This window comes from Legionella navarrensis (assembly GCF_052527415.1).
Genome location: NZ_JBNVZR010000014.1, coordinates 63,900 through 85,358 on the forward strand (window position 1 = coordinate 63,900; position 21,459 = coordinate 85,358).

Sequence of the window (21,459 nt, forward strand, 5' to 3'; positions counted from 1 at the left end):
CTACTCACCTCATGAGATATTGGGTTTAAAAAAAATTAATGGTGCGAAAGGAGAGACTCGAACTCTCACAGGTTGCCCTACTGGAACCTAAATCCAGCGCGTCTACCAATTTCGCCACTTTCGCAAACAGGGTGGGATTATCAAACAGTATGTCGGTTTTGTAAAGGGTTTGATTGAATCGGAAACTTAAGAAGAGTATACCATACATGGGGTGAACGATGGGACTCGAACCCACGACAACCGGGATCACAACCCGGGGCTCTACCAACTGAGCTACGCTCACCATAATTATTTTTACTTGTCTGAACTCTGCACATAGGCTGGTACGCCCGGCAGGACTCGAACCTGCTACCCTCGGCTTAGAAGGCCGATGCTCTATCCAAATGAGCTACGGGCGCAAAAAATGGTCGGGGTGGAGAGATTCGAACTCCCGACATCCTGCTCCCAAAGCAGGCGCGCTACCAGACTGCGCTACACCCCGAATACCCTGTCACTGGACAGAGCGCAAATAATACATTGAGCGACCCCTAAGGTCAATAACCTGATTGCAATATTTATTACTGTTTTTACAGCAGTATCGCTTTTACCTAAACCAGGCTAGCATAAATGCCACGACAAACAACCTGAATAAGTTTATGAAGCCGCGTCTGCTGCCCCTGTTCGACAACCTCAGCAATTTATCGAAAAACCATGAAAACGTTGTGCTGGAGTCGCCGGAACAGCAGTCTGATTTTCGCTACAGTCTGGAGTTTTTAAAAAGCTATTGCGGCAGTCAGGGCACCTTTAACAGCTACCGGCGTGAGGCTGAGCGCCTGTTACAGTGGTGCTGGCATATCCGTAAAATCAGCGTGAAGGCTCTCAGGCGAGACGATATAGAGCAGTTTATCCGCTTTTGTCAGAACCCGCCGCAGGCCTGGATAGGTACGAAAAAAGTGAGCCGGTTTATTGAAAAAGACGGATTGCGCCAGCCAAACCCGGACTGGCGGCCCTTCGTGGTGACAGTCAGCAAGCTGGCAAGAAAACAGGGGGCGCTCCCTGACATGGATCAGTTCAGCCTGTCTCAGGGGGCCATCCAGGAAATATTCGCCATTCTCAGTACCTATTTTAATTTTTTAATTGCAGAAGAGTATATGGCGTCAAACCCGGTCGCTCTGATTCGTCAGAAAAGCAAGTTTGTGCGCAAGCGTCAGCAAAGCGCGCCGGTTCGGCGTCTCAGCATGTTGCAGTGGTATGCTGTTTTGGATGCAGCAGAGGCTATGGCCGATGAGAATCCCGAGATGCATGAACGCACCCGCTTTATACTCAGTCTGCTGTTTGGCATGTACCTGCGGATATCCGAGCTCGCAGCCAGCGATCGCTGGATTCCTACCATGAACGATTTCGCCAAAGACAGCAACGGCTGCTGGTGGTTCACGACCGTGGGCAAGGGCAACAAAGAACGTCAGGTTGCCGTCAGCGATGAGATGCTGAGCAGCCTCAGCCGCTGGCGTCTGTTTCTGGGCCTCACCGCCCTGCCTTCGCCCGCAGATAACTCACCCTTGATTCCTCGAATACGCGGTACCGGTCCCATGAGCGACACAGCCCCTCTGCGTCGTCTGGTACAGCAGTGTTTTGACAGGGCCGCTGAACTGCTGCGCCAGAAAAACCAGATGGAAGAAGCTGACAATCTGGGTGCAGCTACCGTGCACTGGCTGCGGCATACCGGAATTTCAGAAGACGTACGCATACGTCCGCGGGAACATGTCCGTGACGACGCCGGCCACAGCTCCAGCGCTACGACGGATCGTTATATCGATGTCGAAAAGCAGGCCCGGCATCGTTCGGCCCGTCACAAGCAGATTGCAGACAATAACTGAAACTGCTCTCTACTGGACAAAACTCCGGTCTGTCATTCCTGCGCGGGGAGGACAAATGATGGACAGAATTGTCCAATATTGAGCGAAACTGAATAAAGACCTTCGCTCTTCATATTTCCTTAATATTCGATTGCTACAATATGTACAGTTCTTAATCATTACTGGATTGATGCCATGCCAAGAGATACTGAAGCTGATACTAAAATTATTGTTGAACATCTGCCGACAGAGAATTTGATTCAGAATATGCATGCTCTTGATCAAGCCACTGATCGTGAAAAAAATATTCTGGCAACTCTGCTGCGCAGGGAGAGCGATGAAGATAGGCGTGCTTTCGTTTTGAATACTGTTTTGAAAGGAGAACGCCTGTACGTTTTGGACGAAGGGCTGCTCTCGGAGGAGCTGACGGAGTCGCAGGAGAAAGAGGATAAAAACAACGATTCGCTCCTGTTTGGCACAGACCTCATTGATGACAAGACTTGCAGCTGGGTGCAGATTGCCTGCTTCTCCCCTGCCCTGTCCCAACAAAACCGTACCATGGCGCATGGGCACCATGACGAGGATATCAGCGACATTGAGAGCGATGAGTTGTCCACGGAAAGCCTGAACATCATCAGAAATACGCGCCTGAATAAACGACTGGCAGAAGCTCAGGACGATGTGAATAAAATGATGCGCATCGCACGCGCAGCTCAAAAACAGGCGGTCAGCGACCCATACAAGTCAAAGGTCATTACAGAGTTCATAAAATCAACGGAAACGCTGATTGAGCTGGCGAATCGGGCCGATACGTATCCCTCAATGCGAAATACCAACCTCTTCATTAGACAACTGGAGGACTGGAATCAGTCAGCCCAGCGGTTCCCTGTAGATGACATTAAGGATCTGTCTTTTCGCTCTAAAATAGTGGCTTTTCTGTCTGGTGTCGTACTGGGTGGCGTGTTTGCCGGGATTGGTTTTGCCATTGGCGGTCCTGCCGGGGCTGCGGCTGGCGCGGTTATTGGTGCCGGCCTGGGCTGGGCTGTCGCGCTTACGATACTGACCGTGAAATCGAATGCGATATCAGAACAAAAAAGAGCCGAGGGCCAAAATCCTCATCGACTGTTTTCATCTGGCGGACAGAAACTTGCTGCGCTGGTTAAGCATGTGCCGGACCAGGGAATCACTGACGAGGATGCAGATAAACAGGCTCCGCAGCCTGCTCCCTGAAAATAACTCCCCCCTCAGGATGAGCACGGCTCATCCTGAAGTTTTTTGCCCCTGATACCGCTTTCTCACTGGATAATCGCACGAGATCAGTTAAACTTAAGACTAAAGCGATGATTCAAAGAGGACTTGCATGAAACCATCATTGCAGCTTAATATCAGTCAAAATCTTACCCTGACGCCGCAGCTTCAACAGGCCATCAAACTGCTGCAATTATCTACACTCGATTTACAGCTTGAAATTCAACAGGCAGTTGAATCCAACCCCATGCTGGAATCCACTCCAAACGAAGAAAAAGAGGAATCCGGCGTCGAAGAGCGACCCGTTCACGATGAATTCGCTGATTTTCAATGGTCTCAGCTGTACAACAGCGGTAAACGCAGCAGTTTTGATGATAACGATTACAATTACGATAATCTGCACTGCACAACAACCAATCTGCAGGATCACCTGCGCTGGCAGCTGGATCTGACCCCGATGAGCGATGTGGATCGCGCCATTGCGACCACGATGATCGATGCCATTGATGACAGCGGCTTTCTGACGCTGTCGATTGAAGACCTGCATGCCAGCCTGAACAGCGAATCACACCCCATTGATCTGGATGAAGTCGAAGCCGTACGCCGCCGTTTGCTTCATTTTGATCCTGTCGGCTGCGCGGCCAGCAATCTGGCGGAAACACTGCTGGCTCAACTGACCCAGCTGCCGGAGGGTAACGATGACGTGGAACTGGCAAAACGTATTATCAAAGACCACATAGGACTGCTCGGGCAGCATAACTATCGTCAGTTGATGAAGGAATATCAAATCAATGAAACCGTGTTGAACCGTGTGCTGCAGGTTATTCAGCGATTGAACCCAAAACCCGGCAGCATTATTCAGCAACACACAACAGAATACGTGATTCCTGACATCACGGTCAAAAAAGTCAATGGCGAATGGCAGGTTCTCTTAAATCAGCATACTCTGCCACGATTAAGCATCAATGATCACTATGCGTCGATGATTCAACGCGCTGACAACAGTGCCGACAATCAGTTTTTAAAAAATAATCTGCAGGAAGCGCGCTGGTTTCTGCGCAGCATTCAAAGCCGTCAGGAAACCCTGCTGAAAGTGGCCCGCTGCATTGTTGATTACCAGAAAGATTTTTTTGAGTCAGGTGATGAGGCGATGAAACCCTTGATTCTCAATGACATAGCCCAGGCGCTCGACATGCATGAATCCACCATATCGCGTGTAACCACGCAAAAATTCATGCGCACACCGCGCGGTGTATTCGAATTAAAATACTTTTTTTCGAGTCACGTAGCCACATCCGACGGCGGAGAATGTTCGTCTACGGCTATTCGAGCTATAATAAAGAAGTTGATTGCTGCTGAAAATCGCAAAAAACCCTTGAGTGACAGCAAACTGGCTCAGCTCATTGGTTCTCAGGGCATACAGATTGCCAGACGTACTGTGGCAAAATACCGTGAGGCACTTAACATCGCACCATCGAATGAACGTAAAATAATTCGCAGTTAGTTTTTAATAAGGAGAATATCATGGAAATTAACTTCACCGGTCATCATGTCGAAGTGACACCGGCGCTCAGAGCCTTTACGGAAGATAAATTTGAAAAACTTGGTCGTCATTATGACAAAATAACATCCATTAACGTGGTATTTAATATTGAAAAGCTGGCTCAGATTGCCGAAGCAACCATTTTTATTGCGAAAGGTGAAGTTCATGCACGTGCCGAATCCGAAGATATGTACGCTGCCATCGATGAACTGATGGACAAACTGGATCGCCAGCTGATAAAACATAAGGAAAAAAAGAGAGCACATCACGATTAACAGACGCTCTCATAAGCCCGTATCTGGCCTGGCCGATACGGGCTTTTTTTTATGCTATGGCAATACCATGATCCCATCCATCTCAACCAGCGCACCACGCGGTAAAGAGAGTACGCCAATGGCAGCACGAGCGGGATAAGGCTCGGTGAAATGAGCCGCCATAGCGGCATTAACCAGAGGGAAATGGCTCAAATCCGTCAGATAAACAGACAGCTTAACGATGTTGGCCAGACTGCCGCCAGCCTCTTCACACACAGCCGCCAGATTGCGAATCACCTGCTCGATCTGCCGGGTAATGTCGTCTCCGACCATCATCATGGTGGTCGGGTCGAGAGGAATCTGCCCGGACAGATAAACGGTATTACCGCATCGAATGGCCTGACTATAAGTACCAATGGCGGCTGGCGCCTTCGAGGTATGTATCACCTGCATGCACTATTCTCCTGGTTTTTTTCGATATAAGCGTAAGACGACGCTATTGGCGCGCAGGCGGCGCATTACGCGCGCAAGGTGCGTTCGATTGAGAACGGAGATTGAAAATGTGACCGCATTATGCCGCCCATCGCGCGGATCAACATTAATATTACCAATATTAGAGCCTGCTTCGGCAATGGCCGTTGCCAATGTTGCCAGAACACCCCGTTCATTGTGGACGTCAACGGTTATGTCTACCCAGTACTCACCTTCCACATTTTCATCCCAGCGCAGGGAAACCAGCTGCTCCAGATTATTACGGTTTTGCGTAATCTGCTGGCAATCACTGGCATGCACCACAATACCGCGGCCCTGCTGAAAACGTCCAACAATATTATCACCGGGAATAGGCTGGCAGCAGTCGGCAAAATGCACCACCATGCCCTCCGTTCCCTTGATGGATAAGGGTTTGTTTTTGATGGAAATAACATCTGTTGCTTCCTGAGCCACCACCAGCCTTCGGGCAATAACCGTTGGCAATTGATTACCCGTTCCTACTTCATACAGCAGCTCATCAACCGATTTATAATGCAGGTCACGCAGCAGTGCCTGCAGAGATTCCGGAGGAATCTTCGCATAGTCACACGCCAGTTCAGCCAGCGCCTGCTCCAGCATCCGGCGGCCAAGCGCAATACTTTCAGCATGATGCTGGCTTTTCAAAAAATGACGGATGTTGCTGCGGGCTTTACCGGTCACCACAAAATTGAGCCATGCCGGATTGGGATGCGCACCATTTGCTGTGATAATTTCAACGGTCTGACCGTTGGTCAGAGGAATACTTAAAGGTACCAGGCGACGATTGACCTTAGCGGCAACGCAGCTGTTCCCAACATCCGAATGAACCGTGTAGGCAAAATCAACCGGCGTAGCGCCTTTGGGTAATTCCATAATGTGCCCCTTGGGCGTGAAAACATACACCTCATCCGGAAACAAATCGATTTTTACGTTTTCAATGAATTCAAGAGAATTCCCTGTGCTGCGCTGCATTTCCAGGAGACGCTGTACCCATTCACGGGCGCGAAGCTGGGCTTCGTTCACTTCCAGACCAGACGACTTGTAAATCCAGTGCGCCGCCACCCCATTGTCGGCCACGTTGTCCATTTCCCGCGTTCGCACCTGCACTTCCAGAGGAACGCCAAAGGGTCCAAACAGGGTCGTATGCAGAGATTGGTATCCGTTTGCCTTGGGAATACCGATATAATCCTTGAAGCGTTGCGGAACGGGCTTGTAGGTGCGGTGCAGGGCACCCAGAACACGATAACAGGAATCGATGTCTTCGGTGATTACACGGAAGGCAAATACATCCGTTATTTCAGCAAAAGACGACTTTCTCTGCCGCATTTTGCGGTAAATACTGTACAGATGCTTTTGCCGGCCGAATACCTGCTCGTAGGGGATATTCAGCTGCTGCAGGGCATGCTGCAAATCGGTTTCAATTTTCTGAGTGAGTTCACGCCGGTTGCCCCGGGCTTTTTCAAACGCGGATTTGATGGCGCGATAGCGCATGGGATACAGAGCCTGAAACCCCAGATCCTCGAGGCCGGTATAAATGGCATGCATGCCCAGACGATTGGCAATCGGGGCGTAAATTTCCAGGGTTTCGATAGCAATTCGGCGACGTTTTCTGTAGGGCATGGCGCCAAGGGTGTGCATGTTATGAAAACGATCGGCGAGCTTGACGATGATAACGCGGATGTCCTTGACCATGGCCAGAACCATCTTGCGAAAATTTTCAGCCTGCGCCTCGGCTCTGGATTCAAACTTGATTTTGGTTAATTTGGTCACCCCATCGACCAGCGCGGTGATGTCTTCGCCAAATAAACGGGTTAGTTCTTCTTTGCTGATGGCGGTATCTTCTACCACATCGTGCAGCAGGGTAGCCATGATGGTCTGATAATCGAGACGCATTTTTGCAAGAATCAGAGCCGCAGCAACGGGATGACTGATGTAGGGCTCTCCCGAGCGCCGCATCTGACCTTCATGTGCCTTTTCTGCTACCAGAAAAGCCTGGTAGCATTTTTCAACATCACGGGAATCCAGGTAGGTCTTAAGCTCTCTTCGTAGCTCACTAAAGTAGCCCATGCCGCACTCTCTCCCTGCCTTTGACAGACCCCGTGGTTTATATTATTCCTTGTCCAGGATGTCCGCCTTGATCAGGCCGGCCGCTATTTCGCGCAGGGCCACAACCGTTGGCTTGTCATTTTCCCATTCAACACCAGGCTGGGCACCACGAACAGCAATCTGTCGCGCACGGTGTGTGGCTACCATAACCAGTTCAAAACGGTTTTCAACATGTTCCAGACAATCTTCTACGGTTACACGAGCCATAATTTACCAACCTTATTACATAATGACCAATAAATATATTTTTTTCAGACCAAGGCATGGGCGTTCAAGCGCACACGCATGTTTCTCGTCCAAGTACAAAACTCCTATTTTACTGCTATGTGAGCAATAATGATAGTAATTTTCCAATTTTTGCCGATTGACGTTCCGTTTTAAGGCGATTGGCCACCACAATCGACTGCAACTCGAGCGCCGCCCGGGAAAAATCGTCATTCACCAGCAGGTAATCAAATTCGGCGTAGTGACTCATCTCATCCCTGGCCTGCTGCATACGCGCATTAATCACGGCTTCATCGTCCTGCCCGCGATTCTGCAGACGCTGTCGAAGCACCTGCCGGTCTGGGGGAAGAATGAATATGCTGGTGGCATCTGAAAACAGATGCCTTATCTGCTGAGCGCCCTGCCAGTCGATATCCAGAACCACATCAATTCCAGCAGCCAGCCGGTTTTTTATCTGAGCAATCGACGTTCCATAATACTGGCCAAATACCTGTGCGTGCTCAATGAAGGCATTCTGACTGATCATGTCGACAAAGGTGGCTTCGTCAACAAAAAAATAATCCTCCCCATCCTGCTCACCGGGTCGCGGACTGCGGGTGGTGTGTGAAACCGAAACCTCAATACCCTCGACCGAAGAAAGCAACTCCCTTATCAGGCTGGTTTTTCCACCTCCAGACGGTGCGGCTACTATGTATAGGGTTCCGTTTACAATACCTGTCATCGTTTATTCACTCTAAATTTTGGATTTGTTCGCGCATCTGTTCAATCAGTACTTTCATCTCAACCGCGCACTGAGTCAGACTGGCCGAGTCTGACTTGGAGCTGAGCGTATTGGCTTCACGATTCAATTCCTGCATTAAAAAATCGAGGCGTCTGCCAACGGGTTCGCTGCTGGCCAGAGCCTGCTCAATTTCCACCACATGAGTATCGAGGCGATCCAGCTCCTCGCTGACATCCAGCCGAGTCAGTATGAGGGCAATTTCCTGCTCCAGGCGGCCACTGTCGACCTCGATTGCCAGAGCGGACAGCCGCGTCAGGATTTTGTCGCGCGTCGTCAGGGCATGATCACGGCACAGCGCACGGGCCTTGCTGATTTCGTCGCGGAGGAGGTTCAGTCGCTGTTGCACATGCTGCTGCAGCGCGGCACCCTCAGAGGCACGGGCAGCATGTAACTGCATCAGGGCATCATGAAACAGTTTTAACACAGATGGCGCCAGCTGCTCAACATCGCGCGGCAGAAATTGTACAATACCCGGCCAGGCCAACAGGGAAGACAGGGTGATATCATTTTGTAACTGCCGGGAGTCCGCAAGCGCGTCTGTTGCGGCCAGAAGTGTGTCAACCAGTTCGTGATTGATGCGGATATCGCGGGCATCAACGCTGTTGTCCAGAACCTTGAGCTGACACTCCACTTTTCCACGCTGCACCTGACCGCGCAGGCTGCTTCGCAGATCGGTTTCAAGGAAACGCCAGGCATCCGGCAGACGAAAGGAAGCATCCAGATAGCGGTGATTAACGGAGCGAAGTTCCCAGGAAAAATTCATCCCGTCGATTGCTGCGTCTACTCTGGCGAAAGCCGTCATGCTTTGGGTCACGAGAAATCCTCATGTGTTCAAATCTGGCAGACTATAAACTAAAATTGTGCAAATGAAAATCTACAGGCTATACTAGCGACTTTTGCTCTTATCGAGGAACCATCATGCGCCCCAGTAATCGAGAACCAAATCAGTTACGTCAAATCCAGATAACCCGAAACTTCACCAATCACGCTGAAGGATCGATTCTGGTCGAATTTGGGCAGACACGGGTGCTGTGCACAGCCTCTGTAACGGACGGTGTCCCGAGGTTCGTAAAAGGGAAAAATCAGGGCTGGATCACCGCTGAATATGGCATGCTGCCCCGCGCCACGCACAGTCGCTGTGATCGCGAAGCGAGCAAGGGCAGACAAGGTGGACGCACCCTGGAAATTCAACGACTAATCGGCCGCTCCCTGCGTGCCTGCGTTGATCTGAAAGTACTGGGTGAAAATACGATTGTGATCGATTGTGACGTTCTCCAGGCCGATGGCGGTACGCGAACCGCAGCCATCACCGGCGCCTGCGTAGCAATGAGAGACGCCCTGTCCTGGATGGTCTCAAGAGAAAAACTGCGGAAAATGCCCGCATTCAATTATATTGCTGCCGTGTCGGTTGGTATTTATCGCGGTCAACCGGTTCTGGATCTCGATTACGCCGAAGACGTGCTGGCAGAAACCGATATGAACGTGGTAATGAACGAAGCCGGAGAGTTTATTGAAATTCAGGGAACGGCAGAAGATCGCAGTTTTAATCGCAGCCAGCTGAACACCATGCTCGATTTGGCGGAAGGCGGAATTCGCGACTTGATTAACCTGCAGAAAAACGCCTGACTAAAGCCCGCCCCCGGATCTTGCGCTGCGAATCCGGGGGCGGCTGTCAAAACATCGTTTTGTTCAGTGCCACATCTCTCGCCGTGTGCTTGGTAATTTTGTTTTCCTGCACCAGTTGCGTCAAATGCTGATCCAGCGTCTGCATGCCCAGGGTCTGCCCCGTTTGAATAGTGGAATACATCTGGGCCACCTTGTCCTCACGAATCAGATTTCGAATAGCTGGATTGCAGATCATGATTTCCAGTGCGGCACAACGCCCACCACCGATTTTTTTCAACAGAGTTTGCGCAACAACGGCCTGCAGCGACTCAGACAGCATCGAACGAATCATGGATTTTTCATCACCAGGAAAGACGTCAATGATTCGGTTAATCGTTTTGGTAGCGGAACTGGTATGTAGTGTGGCAAACACGAGATGCCCTGTTTCCGCAGCCGTCATGGCGAGACGGATGGTTTCAAGGTCACGCAACTCCCCCACCAGAATAATATCCGGGTCTTCACGCAGGGCCGAACGCAGAGCTGCGTTGAAACTGTGCGTGTCCCGGTGCACTTCCCGCTGATTGACCAGACATTTCTTGCCTGGGTGCACAAACTCGATGGGATCCTCAACCGTTAAAATATGGCTGTGACGATTGGAGTTGATGAAATCGACAATGGCAGCCAGCGTGGTACTTTTACCGGAGCCGGTAGGCCCTGTAACCAGCACGAGGCCTTTGTGATAATTGGCAATCTCGCTGAACACCGGTGGCAAACCCAGTTCATCCATGCCCACAATGACCGTGGGAATGGTTCGAAATACCGCGCCCATTCCGCGCGACTGAGTAAATACGTTTACCCGGAAACGTGCCAGTTCATCAATTTCAAAGGAAAAATCCGTTTCCAGATGCTCTTCAAATTCCTTACGCTGACTGTCGTTCATAATATCGAAGACAATCCTGGTTACGGCATTGTGATCGAGAACCGGAACATTAATCCTGCGTAAATCGCCATCGACGCGAATCATCGGCGGCATGCCGGCCGATAAATGCAAATCCGACGAGCGGTTTTTTACGGAGAAAGCCAATAATTCGGCAATGTTCATTTACGCATCCTTGACAATCAAACTGATAAGATTAGAGTAACTCAGCAAGGCAGTCAGAACAACCGGGGCGTCCGCAATGACGGAGATCTGATTTATTCGTTCCCACATCACTCATGGCCCCGTAACAGGTGCAGGATATTATGTCTATTATCAACAACATACAAAGAATTCAACAGAGCATCCGCATCGCGGCACAGCACAGTCAGCGTAAGGAAGGTGACATCTCCCTCCTCGCTGTCAGCAAAGGCCAGCCCTCATCGGTTATTCGCTCTGCCTATGCAGCAGGTCTCAGGCAGTTTGGCGAAAATTACTGGCAGGAGGTGCAGGGCAAGCAAAACGAACTATACGATCTGTCCATCATCTGGCATTTTATCGGCCCCATTCAAAGCAACAAGGCCGCTGATATTGCCCGCCATATGGATTGGGTGCACAGCGTAGACCGCGAAAAAATCGCGCGCCTGTTGTCGGCTCATCGGCCAGAGAATCTCCCGCCACTGAATATCTGTCTGTCCATCAATCTGGATAATGAGCCGGCGAAATCCGGCGTGCCTCCCGAGCAGGCAGCCGATTTGCTGAAACACATTCAGTCCCTGCCTAATCTCGCTGTACGCGGCCTGATGGCCATACCCAAACCCCGTCAGGACAGAAACGCACAGTATGAAAGCCTGCTGCGGCTGAGAAACCTTCAAAACGAATTGAATGAAAGCCTGCATCTGAACATGGATACACTGTCCATGGGCATGAGCGACGATTTGGAGGCTGCCATCCGTGCCGGCAGTACCATTGTCCGTGTTGGACGGGCCATTTTTGGTGAACGATCATGAAAAATATCTGTTTTATTGGTTATGGCAACATGGCTAAAAGTATCGCAAAAGGATTAAGGCAGCAGCCCGGCTATAGGCTGTCGGCCTCCTCACCCTCTCTGTCTCAGACCGTCAATGACGAGGGCATCCACACCTCTCCTGACAATGACAGCCATCTTGCCGGAGCTGATGTGCTGGTTCTTGCAGTCAAGCCAGCCAGAGTGGCGGAGGTGCTGGCAGGCATTAAGGATAAAATTCCAGCTGACTGCGTGCTGCTGTCCATCGCCGCCGGGATCTCACTGGACAGCCTTGCAGGCAGCTGCCGGCCTGGCCAGGCCATCGTGCGCTGCATGCCGAATATTCCTATTGCCGTAGGCAAGGGAGCTACCCCGTTGATAGCCAACCGCTTCGTCAATGATGCTCAAAAACATCTGATTGACGGCCTCTTCCAGTGCTCTGGCCTGAGCACATGGATAGACCGGGAAAGCGACATGAACGCCTTTACAGCCTTGTCAGGCAGCGGCCCTGCCTATGTCTACCTGTTTATGGAGGCCATGCAATCGGCTGCCGAAAAACTGGGGCTGTCGAGCGAACAGGCTCATGCCTTCACTCGCCAGACGCTGTCAGGAGCGGTGGCGCTGCTCGAGCAATCGGCTCAATCGCCGGAAGAGCTGCGAAAAAAAGTTACCTCTCCGGCTGGCACAACCGCCGCTGCTGTCGCTATACTGCAGCAGCGCGGATTGGACGCGCTGCTGCTCGAAGCCATGACAGCCGCCCATGATCGTGCCGAGGCAATGGGCAGAGAGCACAAAGGTTCCTGAACAAGGCTTTAATCATTTTTGAGAGGTATTTATTTTGGCGGGTATTTTAAGTGTGGCTTATTTTCTGGTAACGCTGATCTTCAGTCTGGTGTTATTTGTTTTATGGCTGCGGATTGCGCTTCGCTATTTCAGAGTCAGTGCGCTGCACCCCATGGGGCACGCCATTTACCGTCTGACCAGCCCTCTGTTCAAAACGCTGGAAACCAGGTTCTACGCTGGCAAACGTCTGCCGCAATACGACTGGCTGACTCTGCTGGTTATTGTTGTCATTGAATTTATTAAATTTCTGCTCCTTGGCTGGCTGGTATACGGCACAACCCTGCCTCTGCTCTATCTTATTCTGTTCGTTGCTGCCGACCTGATTGTGCAGCCCTGTAATCTGCTGTTTTATGCCCTGCTGATTCGGGTTATTCTCAGCTGGGTGAATCCAGAGTGGCAACGGCATCCAGCCGCCGATATTCTGAAACTCGTCACGAACCCTCTGCTGCTGTTGGGCAGAAAAATCATACCCGACATCTCCGGTTTTGATTTTGGGCCGATTATCGTATTGGCTGGCCTGAAAGTTATCACCCTGTTTATCAGTGCCTCCATGCCCCTGCCCCTGGTGTAGCCTGAAAAAGGTATATACTTAACAGTATAAGAAGGTATTCCGGAGGCAAAAATGAATAAAGGCCTGAGCATGGGTGTACTGCTTGTTCTGTCATCGCCACTGTGGTCTGCGCAATCGCTTTATTGTCCGCAGCGGGCGGGCTATATCAACATTGGCATGAGTCAGGATCAGGTGATAGCGGCCTGCGGACAGCCTTTAAGCAAGCAGAACTCCAATAACCCCGTCATGAAAAAAGTACCCATGCTGCAACTGGTGTATAACAACCAGGGTGCACCCCAGGTTTCATACGGAAACATCTCCATCAACGTGGCCACCAACAACAGCGGCGCTCAGCTGCAGGTGAATGTCATCAATAATAAAGTAGCCTCTATCACCCTGAACGGCGGCAGCACCAACGCTTTTTCTATCTGTGGTGGCGCCAATATTGCGATAGGCGCGCCGGTTTCAGCCGTCTACAATGCCTGTGGATCACCGGCACTGACCAACGAGTCATTCATTTACCAGCCGATCCCCAGCCTCACCAAACCCCAGATATGGCTGTATCAGCCAGGCCAGTACCAGCCGACGGTCAGCTTGACATTTGTTGACGGCAAACTACAATCCATCGACTAAACCTGAAACCAGAGAGATTGACCTGATGAGTGAAACCATAGACGACCTGACCATTGCCTTTTCAGAAGACGGCACCGAAACCACCCGCGAACTGGGCAAACACGTGTTATCAAAAGGCGCATGGACCACCATTTTATATCGCTATCAGGATTGGGATAACGCCAGACAAAGCTATGGACCGGTAAAATACTCCATTCGACGCTACCAAAAACGCAACAATCAGTACTGGATGAAATCAAAATTTAATATTTCCAGTGATGATCAGGCCACAAAAATTATTGAAGTTTTATCAGGATGGCTGGCACAACCCGTAGAATAAGGAACAATCGATGGCAAAGGAACTGCTGCGATACACAAAATCTGCCCTGATACTCCTCCTGCTGGTGGCCATTTGTCTGCTTGGCATTCGTGCCTGCGAATCGCAGCGCGGTAAGCCATTGAGACTCTGGCACACCTACGTTCCCAGCGAACAACATGCCAAAAAGCTGGATAAGATGGACTGGGCAGGCTATCTTCAGGCCGAAGAAGCCCTTTTTGAAGATATTAAGCGTAACGTAACAGACAAGCTCGACGCCAAAGATCAGGTACTGGACAATCGTTACTACGAAGGCAGCCCGATATATCCGGAAAAATTCAGCACCGATTGGAATCGCTCGTACATCATGATGCCCCAGGGAGAGATTAAGGGGGCCGTGGTCATGCTGCACGGCCTGACCGATTCGCCCTACAGTCTGCGTCATATCGCCCGACGTTACGTGGCACATGGGTATGTCGCAGTCGCTATTCGCCTGCCCGCACACGGAACCGTTCCTGCCGGATTAAGTGATGTCACCTGGGAAGACTGGATGGCAGCCACACGCCTGGCGATACGGGAAGCCAGAAAGCTGGCCGGTCCCTCAAGGCCCTTGCATTTGGTCGGATTTTCCAATGGTGGTGCTCTGGCTTTGAAATATGCACTGGATTCCCTTGACGACACTCAGTTAGCCCGGGCCGACAGGATTATTCTGATCTCACCCATGATAGGCATCACGCGTTTTGCGCGCTTTGCCGGTTTTGCGGCTCTGCCAGCCATATTGCCCCCATTTGCAAAGGCCGCCTGGCTAAGCATACTGCCCGAATTCAACCCTTTCAAATACAACTCATTTCCTATCAACGGCGCACGCCAGTCTCACCGCCTGACCACCGCCTTGCAACAGCAGATTCAGGATCTCTCGGACAGACAAAAGCTGAGAGAGCTGCCGCCTGTACTTACCTTTCAATCGGTTGTCGATTTTACGGTAAGCACGCGGGCAATTGTCACAGCCTTTTATGCGCTGCTCCCAAACAACGGCAGCGAGCTCGTCCTGTTTGACCTGAACCGGGCCACCCGCTTCGGATTGCTGTTACGCCCTTCCTCAACGACTGCGGTCAGACGTTACCTGAATAACGCGCCCAGAACCTTTCGCAGCACCATTATCAGCAACGTCAGCAACAGCAGCAGCCAGGTGGAGGCACGCACGGTGGAAGCCGGCTTCACCGATGAACGCGTTCAGCCTCTGGATTTATCCTGGCCACAGGGCGTGTACTCTCTGTCACATGTGGCTCTGCCCTTTCCAGTCAGTGATGGCCTGTATGGCCTGAATCCAGATCCGGCTGAAAACTACGGTGTTCAACTGGGTAACACGGCCACCAGAGGGGAACGTAATGTTCTGGTTATCAGCCTCGATGCCATCCTGCGCCTGTCATCCAACCCGTTTTTTCCGTATATGATGCAGCGCATAGAGGAAAACATTGATGTACCAGTTAAAGCCGGAACCTGATTCTCTTGAGTAACACGACCAGGCACCAGGCGCTGGCTGCGGCGGCTATATGTTTCAGAGTATGGCCGCTTACCCATCCCCCCATCTTGTAAACCGCTGTGTCTGCGTATTCAAAGCCCTTGGCAAGGATGTAAAAAAACACCATGCCAAGATAAGCCGGCAAGGTGGCTTTGGGCTTCGGAAATAAATACAGCAAGACAAGCAACAGGAGTAACGAATAAAACTGCACAAATCCGTACAGCCTTAAATCGCCCATGCCCTGTGATTCTGTCCATGCCCAGTAAATAACGCTGCCGGCACCCATCAGGATAAAGGGCAGCAGCAGACGCAATCCGCTGTGAAAATCAACCCGCTCCATCCAGACTATTGCGATGGTACTGGTAAACACAAGTGTCATGGGCAGTCTGTCCCAAATGAGGCTCGCATTATCAGGCGACCAGTGATAATAGGCCGAGCCAATACCGGTTAGTATAAGACCTGCAAACGCCGCAACAAATGGTATCGCTTCCTGCCATTGGATAAATTCAGCACGAGCAAATTTGCGGCGCAGAGAAATAAAGCCCAGAACCCCTGTCAGAACAAAAAGCGCATTGGAGGTAACATTGCAGAAACCGGGGATCCCAAAAAACATCCGTCTATCAGCAAAGGCATGATAGCCGGCCCACTGCGGAATGGGTGGAATAAACCAGAGCAGAAGCAGACCTGCTAAGGTGAATAGCGCCAGCCGGATGATGTAAATGCGTGTTGTATGGGAATCAATTGACTGATTATTCTGTTTATTTTTGAGCATGCCTGTCTCGTAGGTAAATCCTGATAATACACGCTTAGCTCATCCAGCAACACGTCCGGCATAACAGATTCCAGGATAAGCGCATCTAAATTCCCGGCACGAAAACGGCCTCATTGGCCTACGTGCTGTGCTTTATACACAGCATCAGGACCTGCCTGAATCGAGTTACGAACGCTCAGAATCCCTGGGGGTAAGGAAAGGAAAATGGATTTAATTTTATTGCATACAGCTTCTGTTAACGTAATTATGACTTGAATTTTATCATGTCGAGTTTTATATATCTATTTATAGGCATTTATAGCATGGCTCTCGGGTGGACTCATCGAAGAATAATGCTATACTTTCGCCATTGTAGATAAAGGAGCTGCTAATGGGTAACCCATGGCACATTCTGATTGTAGAAGATACGCTTATTGCGCAAAAAGTTATTAAGCAGCAGCTGACTGATCAGGGTTGTGTGGTTGATACCGCCAGCAATGGTGAGGAAGCCCTGAAAAAAGCCATGACGACGCGATATGACATCATTTTAATGGATATCGGACTCGGTAACGGTCCCGATGGCTTTGCTGTAGCGGAAGACATCAAAAAAAACAGCCAGGTCAACAGCGCGACGCCTATCATGGCGGTTACCGCTCATGGCGAACCCGAATACTATCACAAGGCTATTTTTGTCGGCATGGAAGGATATTTCAACAAGCCATTCACGCCCGGCGATGCCTTAACCATCATTGAATATTTAAACAGCCACAACATCCGTGGACTGAAAAGCATTTAAATCAAACTACTCCGTTAATCCACGCCACAAATCTTAATAAATCCCTCGCTTTCAGAATTTTTTAATATCTTTTGACTATAAATCAATCAGTTACAACATGATTTTGACACCAGGGATTGAAAAAGATCAAATACTGGCCTACGATATCCCTAACGATTTTGCCGGGAGCGGACATTATGTTACAACGTTCACAAGCATTTTATTTGCATAACATCGGTCATTCCAAGTCAATCAGGGCAGCGATATCGGCTTCCTGTGACACAGCGGATTCGAGTGATTCAACCCCATCGATGGAAGATATTTTAAGAGCAAATCGCACAGAAGAATTACTCTCATTGCATGCAAAACTCAGAGAAAAAATACTCCTGGATTCAACGCCAGGCAATCTGCTTGCCCTGTTTGAAGACCTTGATCAATTGGTTAAATTTGCCAGAGAATGCAGCAGTCCGGAGCTGGCAGCCAAATGCTGGTATCTGAGAGCCTGTTGCCAGTTTTCTGTTGACGTAGCACATGATCTACGGAAATGTACGGGTCGCAACACAGCGCCCTACTCGTTGTCAAAGGCTGTAAGTCTTGGCTACGTAGATTCGCTTCGCGCAGCAGATACCATGAATGCTTTTTATAATGACCGACGGGAAGCCATTTTGTCGAGAGCTCGAGAAAAGCTGGGTTTACCTCCGCTGCTCAAAACAGATTTACCCTCTCGTAGCCTGGCAATTCAGAACAGACGCTGTCCTGATGAGCATGCTATAAAGAAGGCCAGACAATTGCTGGAAAAGGCATTAAACCTCGCGCCAGGCTATGATCATGCCCGCATGGAATCCCCGCGGGATATGGCACCGCCTGTTACTGATTGTAGTTCGAGCAGCTTGTCAGGGAGCAGGTGATTGGCCAATCCAGGCCAATGCCCACTCAGTCATTGCGAGCACCCTGGTGCCACCGGTTTATCGTCGAGCACGTTGAACAATGGTGTTAAGTTCTGAGTGGGTTATATCACTTTGCGAATAGTGACTACGTTCGTGTATATGGTTCTCATGAATAATTTCCTGTCTGACTGCGTCCAGATTCCCGGCAAATACCTGCGCTACCGTTTGGTGATCCAGCCTGCTGAGTAACCGTTGAGCCAACCTGAAATTAATCTCACGATTAATGGCTCTGGATTTAGAAAAAAACATAAAGCCATGCGCAAAATCAATCGTTCCCGGTTGCCCGGTTTTTTTATGCCCTGCAACACGGTTAATGTAATTTCCAAGAAGCCGTCTGTAGTGGTTTTTTTCAAGCTCCTCACGAGACTGAACAGGCAAAACAGCAGGCATTGGCCTGGATTCGGCGGCCCGTATTGGGGCATTATGCTGCGGGGCGGCAGGCACTGTCGTTGCCTGCATGCGGCGAGGTTGTTGTGCTGTCAGCGTATCAGACATTAACTGTGTATTTCTCCTGCTTTGCTGCAATTGCTCTTGCAGTTTAATTTGGGTATTAAGCGTTTCATGAAGGCTGGTTACCATCATCATATGCGAAAAAAACATATCCGAGGAAATACTGGTTGCTTCAATTTTGTTAAGCGTATCAACAACGGAGTCTTTTGCTGCTGCCGGGCATAACGGATTATCCAGTGCATTCCTTAGCTGGGCAATAGCACTATCCAGACGCTCCAGTTCATCAATCTTGATAAGTGTCGCACGGTAATATTCTGCCTGAAATGCCTCACTATTGAATTTGCGGTCCGGTGAAGCATAGTATTCGCGTTTTTTAAGCTCAAGTATCCTCGCGTCGATAAGTTGCGCGCTCCTTGAGGCTGTTGGCATGGATTTTTTTAGATTTTCGAGGTGCTCGACGACGTTATCAACTGCCGTCTTGAATAACCTGTACTCTTCTTTTTCTTTGAGGTATTCAGAGTATATTTCCTGAAGCTGCTCGAGCTTTTTATGACATTCACGATTGGCAAGTCTATAACCTTGTGAGCTCGCATTTTTTTCCAGTGCGTCAAGTGCCCAGGTAATTTCATATGTTAAACGTAAGCGCTTACCACCCTTAAGGTCAGTAGAAGACCTGAGATCGTCCTGGAGATCAAGCAGTTTTTGCCGGGTAGCCGCATACTCTTCCCTTAGTGCCGGAAAAGAATCCAGATCTGATTGTATTCGTTGGATTTTCATATGAAAGAACTCTACGGATTTTGTCTTGAAACCCTCGACAGAGCCCAGCTCGAATGTCTCGTCAGACCGTAATCCTCTTTCACTACTTGTTATTTCGCGCCATTCTCTCTGCTTGGCTATACATTCTCTTCGTGCCTTTACCAGCGCCTGTTCTTCCTCAGTGAGTGTAACGGCCACATTTTCATCGGTATCCTGAAACATAGTGATGTATCCTCTATTCGTTTTGAAGGTCTGGCTGATATTCTGCGAACGCCTGGCTGCTCAATAGCTCTTTTTGGCTAAAGAGTAGTTATCCGCAGGTTACGTGTCGACAGTTTACTTTGTCTGAATTCGCAGGATAAGGGTAATAAATACGGTATTCCTGTGAACACCTGTATCAGCTCAGTCATACCGTATTTAATACGCATGTTTAAATTTAACGCATATAGTATGCTATCAAAATGCACTATACAGGATGCTGGTTCTCTTGAATTGTACATCTATTGTGCATTACAATGTCATTATTTGGTTAATGAGGGTTGATTTTGGTTGAGCATTCCCCCTTGCGATTCGCACAAGCCTGTTTTGAGCACAAGCCGTATGGTTTGGAATTGTCATTTGCAGAAAACAGTGGCATACCGGTTCGCACTCTGGAAACCCTTGCCTGCAATTTTTATGTTACTTTGCATGGAAGCACTCTTGGATATATGAATCAGTCAAATGCGGTTACTCTTGGTGCTGCCAGCACCGAGTCACTGATTGGCAAATCATTATTCGACATATGTTCAAAAAGAGATGCTATGGAATCGGCGCAGAATGACAATTGGGTTAAACAAAATAATTCATTACTGATATGCGAGGAGCAATTGTCAGTCCAGGGTATACTGACGGATTGCCTCAGCATCAAAATACCATTATGGCACCAGCAATGCATCATTGGAATATTTGGTTTTTCCATTTATTATGGCCGCGATCCTTTCGCAAGCGTTTTATCGCAAATAACACAATCAGGGTTACTCGGTGGGGATTTTTGTTTGGGAAAAGCGAAAAAGTCAGCCGATATTGTGTGCCACCTCAGCAGACGAGAGAAGGAATGCCTTTATTACACCATGCGTGGCAAAACAGCGCGCGAAATCGCACGTTTGCTTGGGTTATCTCATCGTACCATAGAGAAAAATATTGAGAGTTTAAAAACAAAGCTTAACATGCATAATCGCTCAGAATTGATAGATTACGCATGGAAAGAGTTGCGATCGATTAATCTGTTTTCTGAATAAATTACTACTTTTTTCAATTCGCACTGGCTACAGTCCGGTTATCACATGCTATTCGCTCAATGCTTTTTCAATGGCCCGCTTCAGGCGCGGAGAATCGGGTGAGGTTGTGGAATAATAATAGCTGATCAGCTCACCGTTGCGACCAATCAGGTATTTATGAAAATTCCACTTGGGCGCGCTGCCAAAACCTGCTTTTTTTCTGGCCCAAAGATAAAAAGGTGTGGCATTTTTCCCGGAAACAACTTCTTTCGAAGTCATGGGGAAGGTCACACCGTAATTAATCTGACAGAAACTGGCAATATCCTGATCACTGCCAGGCTCCTGACTGCCGAAATCGTTGGATGGTACACCCAGCACGACCAGGCCGCGATCCTTGTATTCAAGATACAGTTTTTCAAGACCGGCGTATTGCGGTGTAAATCCGCATTTCGAAGCCGTGTTCACGACCAGCAGAACCTTGCCCTTAAACGTGGACAGAGGCAATGGATGATGCCCAGCCAGCGTATGAAAGGTGAAATCATACGCGTTATCGGCTGGCTGGGCTGCCATGTTATTATCTGAAGCATTGACGCTCGTCATAAGTAAACATCCTGTTAAAAACGCTGTTAAACGCATCAAACCCATCCCTGAA

Annotated in this window: 23 protein-coding genes and 4 tRNA genes; 14 read left to right on the forward strand and 13 right to left on the reverse strand. The window is 49.5% G+C overall.

All coding sequences use genetic code 11. The features are described from left to right. Positions 1-39: 39 nt before the first annotated feature. From ACQUTA_RS09505 to ACQUTA_RS09520, 4 genes are all read right to left on the reverse strand, one after another. A tRNA-Leu gene (locus ACQUTA_RS09505) sits at positions 40-124 on the reverse strand. Positions 125-207: 83 nt separating this feature from the next. Continuing rightward, positions 208-283 (reverse strand) — tRNA-His (locus tag ACQUTA_RS09510). Positions 284-321: 38 nt separating this feature from the next. Continuing rightward, a tRNA-Arg gene (locus ACQUTA_RS09515) sits at positions 322-398 on the reverse strand. A gap of 6 nt (positions 399-404) precedes the next feature. Continuing rightward, positions 405-481 (reverse strand) — tRNA-Pro (locus tag ACQUTA_RS09520). A gap of 154 nt (positions 482-635) precedes the next feature. Here ACQUTA_RS09520 and xerL point away from each other — a divergent pair. The 4 genes from xerL to hpf all read left to right on the forward strand — a co-directional run bounded on the left by xerL (position 636) and on the right by hpf (position 4,901). Next, complete coding sequence (gene xerL, locus ACQUTA_RS09525; protein ID WP_444988004.1) at positions 636-1,856, forward strand: tyrosine recombinase/integrase XerL; 1,221 nt, start codon at positions 636-638, stop codon at positions 1,854-1,856. A gap of 174 nt (positions 1,857-2,030) precedes the next feature. Beyond that, positions 2,031-3,065 carry a hypothetical protein gene (locus tag ACQUTA_RS09530; RefSeq protein ID WP_444988005.1) on the forward strand — a complete coding sequence of 345 codons (1,035 nt, stop codon included), beginning with the start codon at positions 2,031-2,033 and terminating at the stop codon, positions 3,063-3,065. 130 nt (positions 3,066-3,195) lie between these two features. Then, entirely contained in the window at positions 3,196-4,587 is a 1,392-nt protein-coding gene (locus ACQUTA_RS09535; protein WP_444988006.1) for an RNA polymerase factor sigma-54, read from the forward strand. A gap of 20 nt (positions 4,588-4,607) precedes the next feature. Continuing rightward, complete coding sequence (gene hpf / locus ACQUTA_RS09540; RefSeq protein WP_444988007.1) at positions 4,608-4,901, forward strand: ribosome hibernation-promoting factor, HPF/YfiA family; 294 nt, start codon at positions 4,608-4,610, stop codon at positions 4,899-4,901. 54 nt (positions 4,902-4,955) lie between these two features. Here hpf and ACQUTA_RS09545 read toward each other — a convergent pair whose 3' ends face one another. From ACQUTA_RS09545 to ACQUTA_RS09565, 5 genes are all read right to left on the reverse strand, one after another. Continuing rightward, the gene (locus ACQUTA_RS09545) at positions 4,956-5,333 is read right to left on the reverse strand and encodes a RidA family protein (RefSeq protein ID WP_444988008.1); all 378 of its coding nucleotides are present in this window, start codon (positions 5,331-5,333) and stop codon (positions 4,956-4,958) included. Between the two features lie 3 nt (positions 5,334-5,336). Continuing rightward, the gene (spoT, locus tag ACQUTA_RS09550; protein WP_444988009.1) at positions 5,337-7,457 is read right to left on the reverse strand and encodes a bifunctional GTP diphosphokinase/guanosine-3',5'-bis pyrophosphate 3'-pyrophosphohydrolase; all 2,121 of its coding nucleotides are present in this window, start codon (positions 7,455-7,457) and stop codon (positions 5,337-5,339) included. 42 nt (positions 7,458-7,499) lie between these two features. Then, positions 7,500-7,703 (reverse strand): DNA-directed RNA polymerase subunit omega, encoded by a 204-nt coding sequence (rpoZ, locus tag ACQUTA_RS09555; protein WP_444988010.1) that lies wholly within the window; start codon positions 7,701-7,703, stop codon positions 7,500-7,502. Positions 7,704-7,818: 115 nt separating this feature from the next. Beyond that, positions 7,819-8,442 (reverse strand): guanylate kinase, encoded by a 624-nt coding sequence (gene gmk, locus ACQUTA_RS09560; protein WP_444988011.1) that lies wholly within the window; start codon positions 8,440-8,442, stop codon positions 7,819-7,821. Between the two features lie 7 nt (positions 8,443-8,449). After that, positions 8,450-9,316, reverse strand: a complete 867-nt coding sequence (locus ACQUTA_RS09565; RefSeq protein WP_444988012.1) for a YicC/YloC family endoribonuclease — start codon at positions 9,314-9,316, stop codon at positions 8,450-8,452. A gap of 104 nt (positions 9,317-9,420) precedes the next feature. Between ACQUTA_RS09565 and rph the strand changes: the two genes are divergently transcribed. After that, the gene (gene rph / locus ACQUTA_RS09570; protein ID WP_444988013.1) at positions 9,421-10,128 is read left to right on the forward strand and encodes a ribonuclease PH; all 708 of its coding nucleotides are present in this window, start codon (positions 9,421-9,423) and stop codon (positions 10,126-10,128) included. Between the two features lie 46 nt (positions 10,129-10,174). Here the strand turns inward: rph and ACQUTA_RS09575 are convergent, their stop codons facing one another. Beyond that, entirely contained in the window at positions 10,175-11,209 is a 1,035-nt protein-coding gene (locus tag ACQUTA_RS09575) for a type IV pilus twitching motility protein PilT (RefSeq protein WP_444988014.1), read from the reverse strand. A 140-nt stretch (positions 11,210-11,349) separates the two neighbouring features. Between ACQUTA_RS09575 and ACQUTA_RS09580 the strand changes: the two genes are divergently transcribed. From ACQUTA_RS09580 to ACQUTA_RS09605, 6 genes are read left to right on the forward strand one after another with little or no spacing between them, the layout of a single operon-like run. Continuing rightward, entirely contained in the window at positions 11,350-12,033 is a 684-nt protein-coding gene (locus ACQUTA_RS09580) for a YggS family pyridoxal phosphate-dependent enzyme (RefSeq protein ID WP_444988015.1), read from the forward strand. After that, complete coding sequence (gene proC, locus ACQUTA_RS09585) at positions 12,030-12,833, forward strand: pyrroline-5-carboxylate reductase (RefSeq protein WP_444988016.1); 804 nt, start codon at positions 12,030-12,032, stop codon at positions 12,831-12,833. The genes ACQUTA_RS09580 and proC overlap by 4 nt, the downstream gene beginning before the upstream one ends. 34 nt (positions 12,834-12,867) lie before the next feature. Next, positions 12,868-13,443 (forward strand): YggT family protein, encoded by a 576-nt coding sequence (locus tag ACQUTA_RS09590; RefSeq protein ID WP_444988017.1) that lies wholly within the window; start codon positions 12,868-12,870, stop codon positions 13,441-13,443. 51 nt (positions 13,444-13,494) lie between these two features. Next, entirely contained in the window at positions 13,495-14,055 is a 561-nt protein-coding gene (locus ACQUTA_RS09595) for a DUF2845 domain-containing protein (RefSeq protein ID WP_444988018.1), read from the forward strand. 25 nt (positions 14,056-14,080) lie between these two features. After that, on the forward strand, positions 14,081-14,374 hold the full coding sequence (locus tag ACQUTA_RS09600) for a hypothetical protein (protein WP_444988019.1): 294 nt from the start codon (positions 14,081-14,083) through the stop codon (positions 14,372-14,374). A 10-nt stretch (positions 14,375-14,384) separates the two neighbouring features. Then, on the forward strand, positions 14,385-15,854 hold the full coding sequence (locus ACQUTA_RS09605) for an alpha/beta hydrolase (protein ID WP_444988020.1): 1,470 nt from the start codon (positions 14,385-14,387) through the stop codon (positions 15,852-15,854). Here the strand turns inward: ACQUTA_RS09605 and ACQUTA_RS09610 are convergent. Next, positions 15,838-16,644: a ceramidase domain-containing protein gene (locus ACQUTA_RS09610; protein WP_444988021.1), complete on the reverse strand. Its 807-nt coding sequence runs from the start codon at positions 16,642-16,644 to the stop codon at positions 15,838-15,840. The genes ACQUTA_RS09605 and ACQUTA_RS09610 overlap by 17 nt on opposite strands. A gap of 370 nt (positions 16,645-17,014) precedes the next feature. On the opposite strand from ACQUTA_RS09610, the gene ACQUTA_RS09615 reads away from it, so the two are divergent. Together ACQUTA_RS09615 and ACQUTA_RS09620 are read left to right on the forward strand one after the other, a co-directional pair. Then, on the forward strand, positions 17,015-17,419 hold the full coding sequence (locus tag ACQUTA_RS09615; RefSeq protein WP_444988022.1) for a response regulator: 405 nt from the start codon (positions 17,015-17,017) through the stop codon (positions 17,417-17,419). Positions 17,420-17,595: 176 nt separating this feature from the next. Then, positions 17,596-18,306, forward strand: coding sequence for a hypothetical protein (locus ACQUTA_RS09620; protein ID WP_444988023.1), 711 nt, complete (start codon positions 17,596-17,598; stop codon positions 18,304-18,306). A 57-nt stretch (positions 18,307-18,363) separates the two neighbouring features. Here ACQUTA_RS09620 and ACQUTA_RS09625 read toward each other — a convergent pair whose 3' ends face one another. Continuing rightward, complete coding sequence (locus ACQUTA_RS09625; RefSeq protein ID WP_444988024.1) at positions 18,364-19,773, reverse strand: hypothetical protein; 1,410 nt, start codon at positions 19,771-19,773, stop codon at positions 18,364-18,366. Positions 19,774-20,096: 323 nt separating this feature from the next. Here ACQUTA_RS09625 and ACQUTA_RS09630 point away from each other — a divergent pair, with 323 nt between their 5' ends. Continuing rightward, positions 20,097-20,828 (forward strand): response regulator transcription factor, encoded by a 732-nt coding sequence (locus ACQUTA_RS09630; RefSeq protein WP_444988025.1) that lies wholly within the window; start codon positions 20,097-20,099, stop codon positions 20,826-20,828. Between the two features lie 48 nt (positions 20,829-20,876). Here the strand turns inward: ACQUTA_RS09630 and ACQUTA_RS09635 are convergent, their stop codons facing one another. Continuing rightward, a complete protein-coding gene (locus ACQUTA_RS09635) occupies positions 20,877-21,407 on the reverse strand; it encodes a glutathione peroxidase (RefSeq protein WP_444988026.1) in 531 nt (176 codons plus the stop codon). Positions 21,408-21,459: the final 52 nt, after the last annotated feature.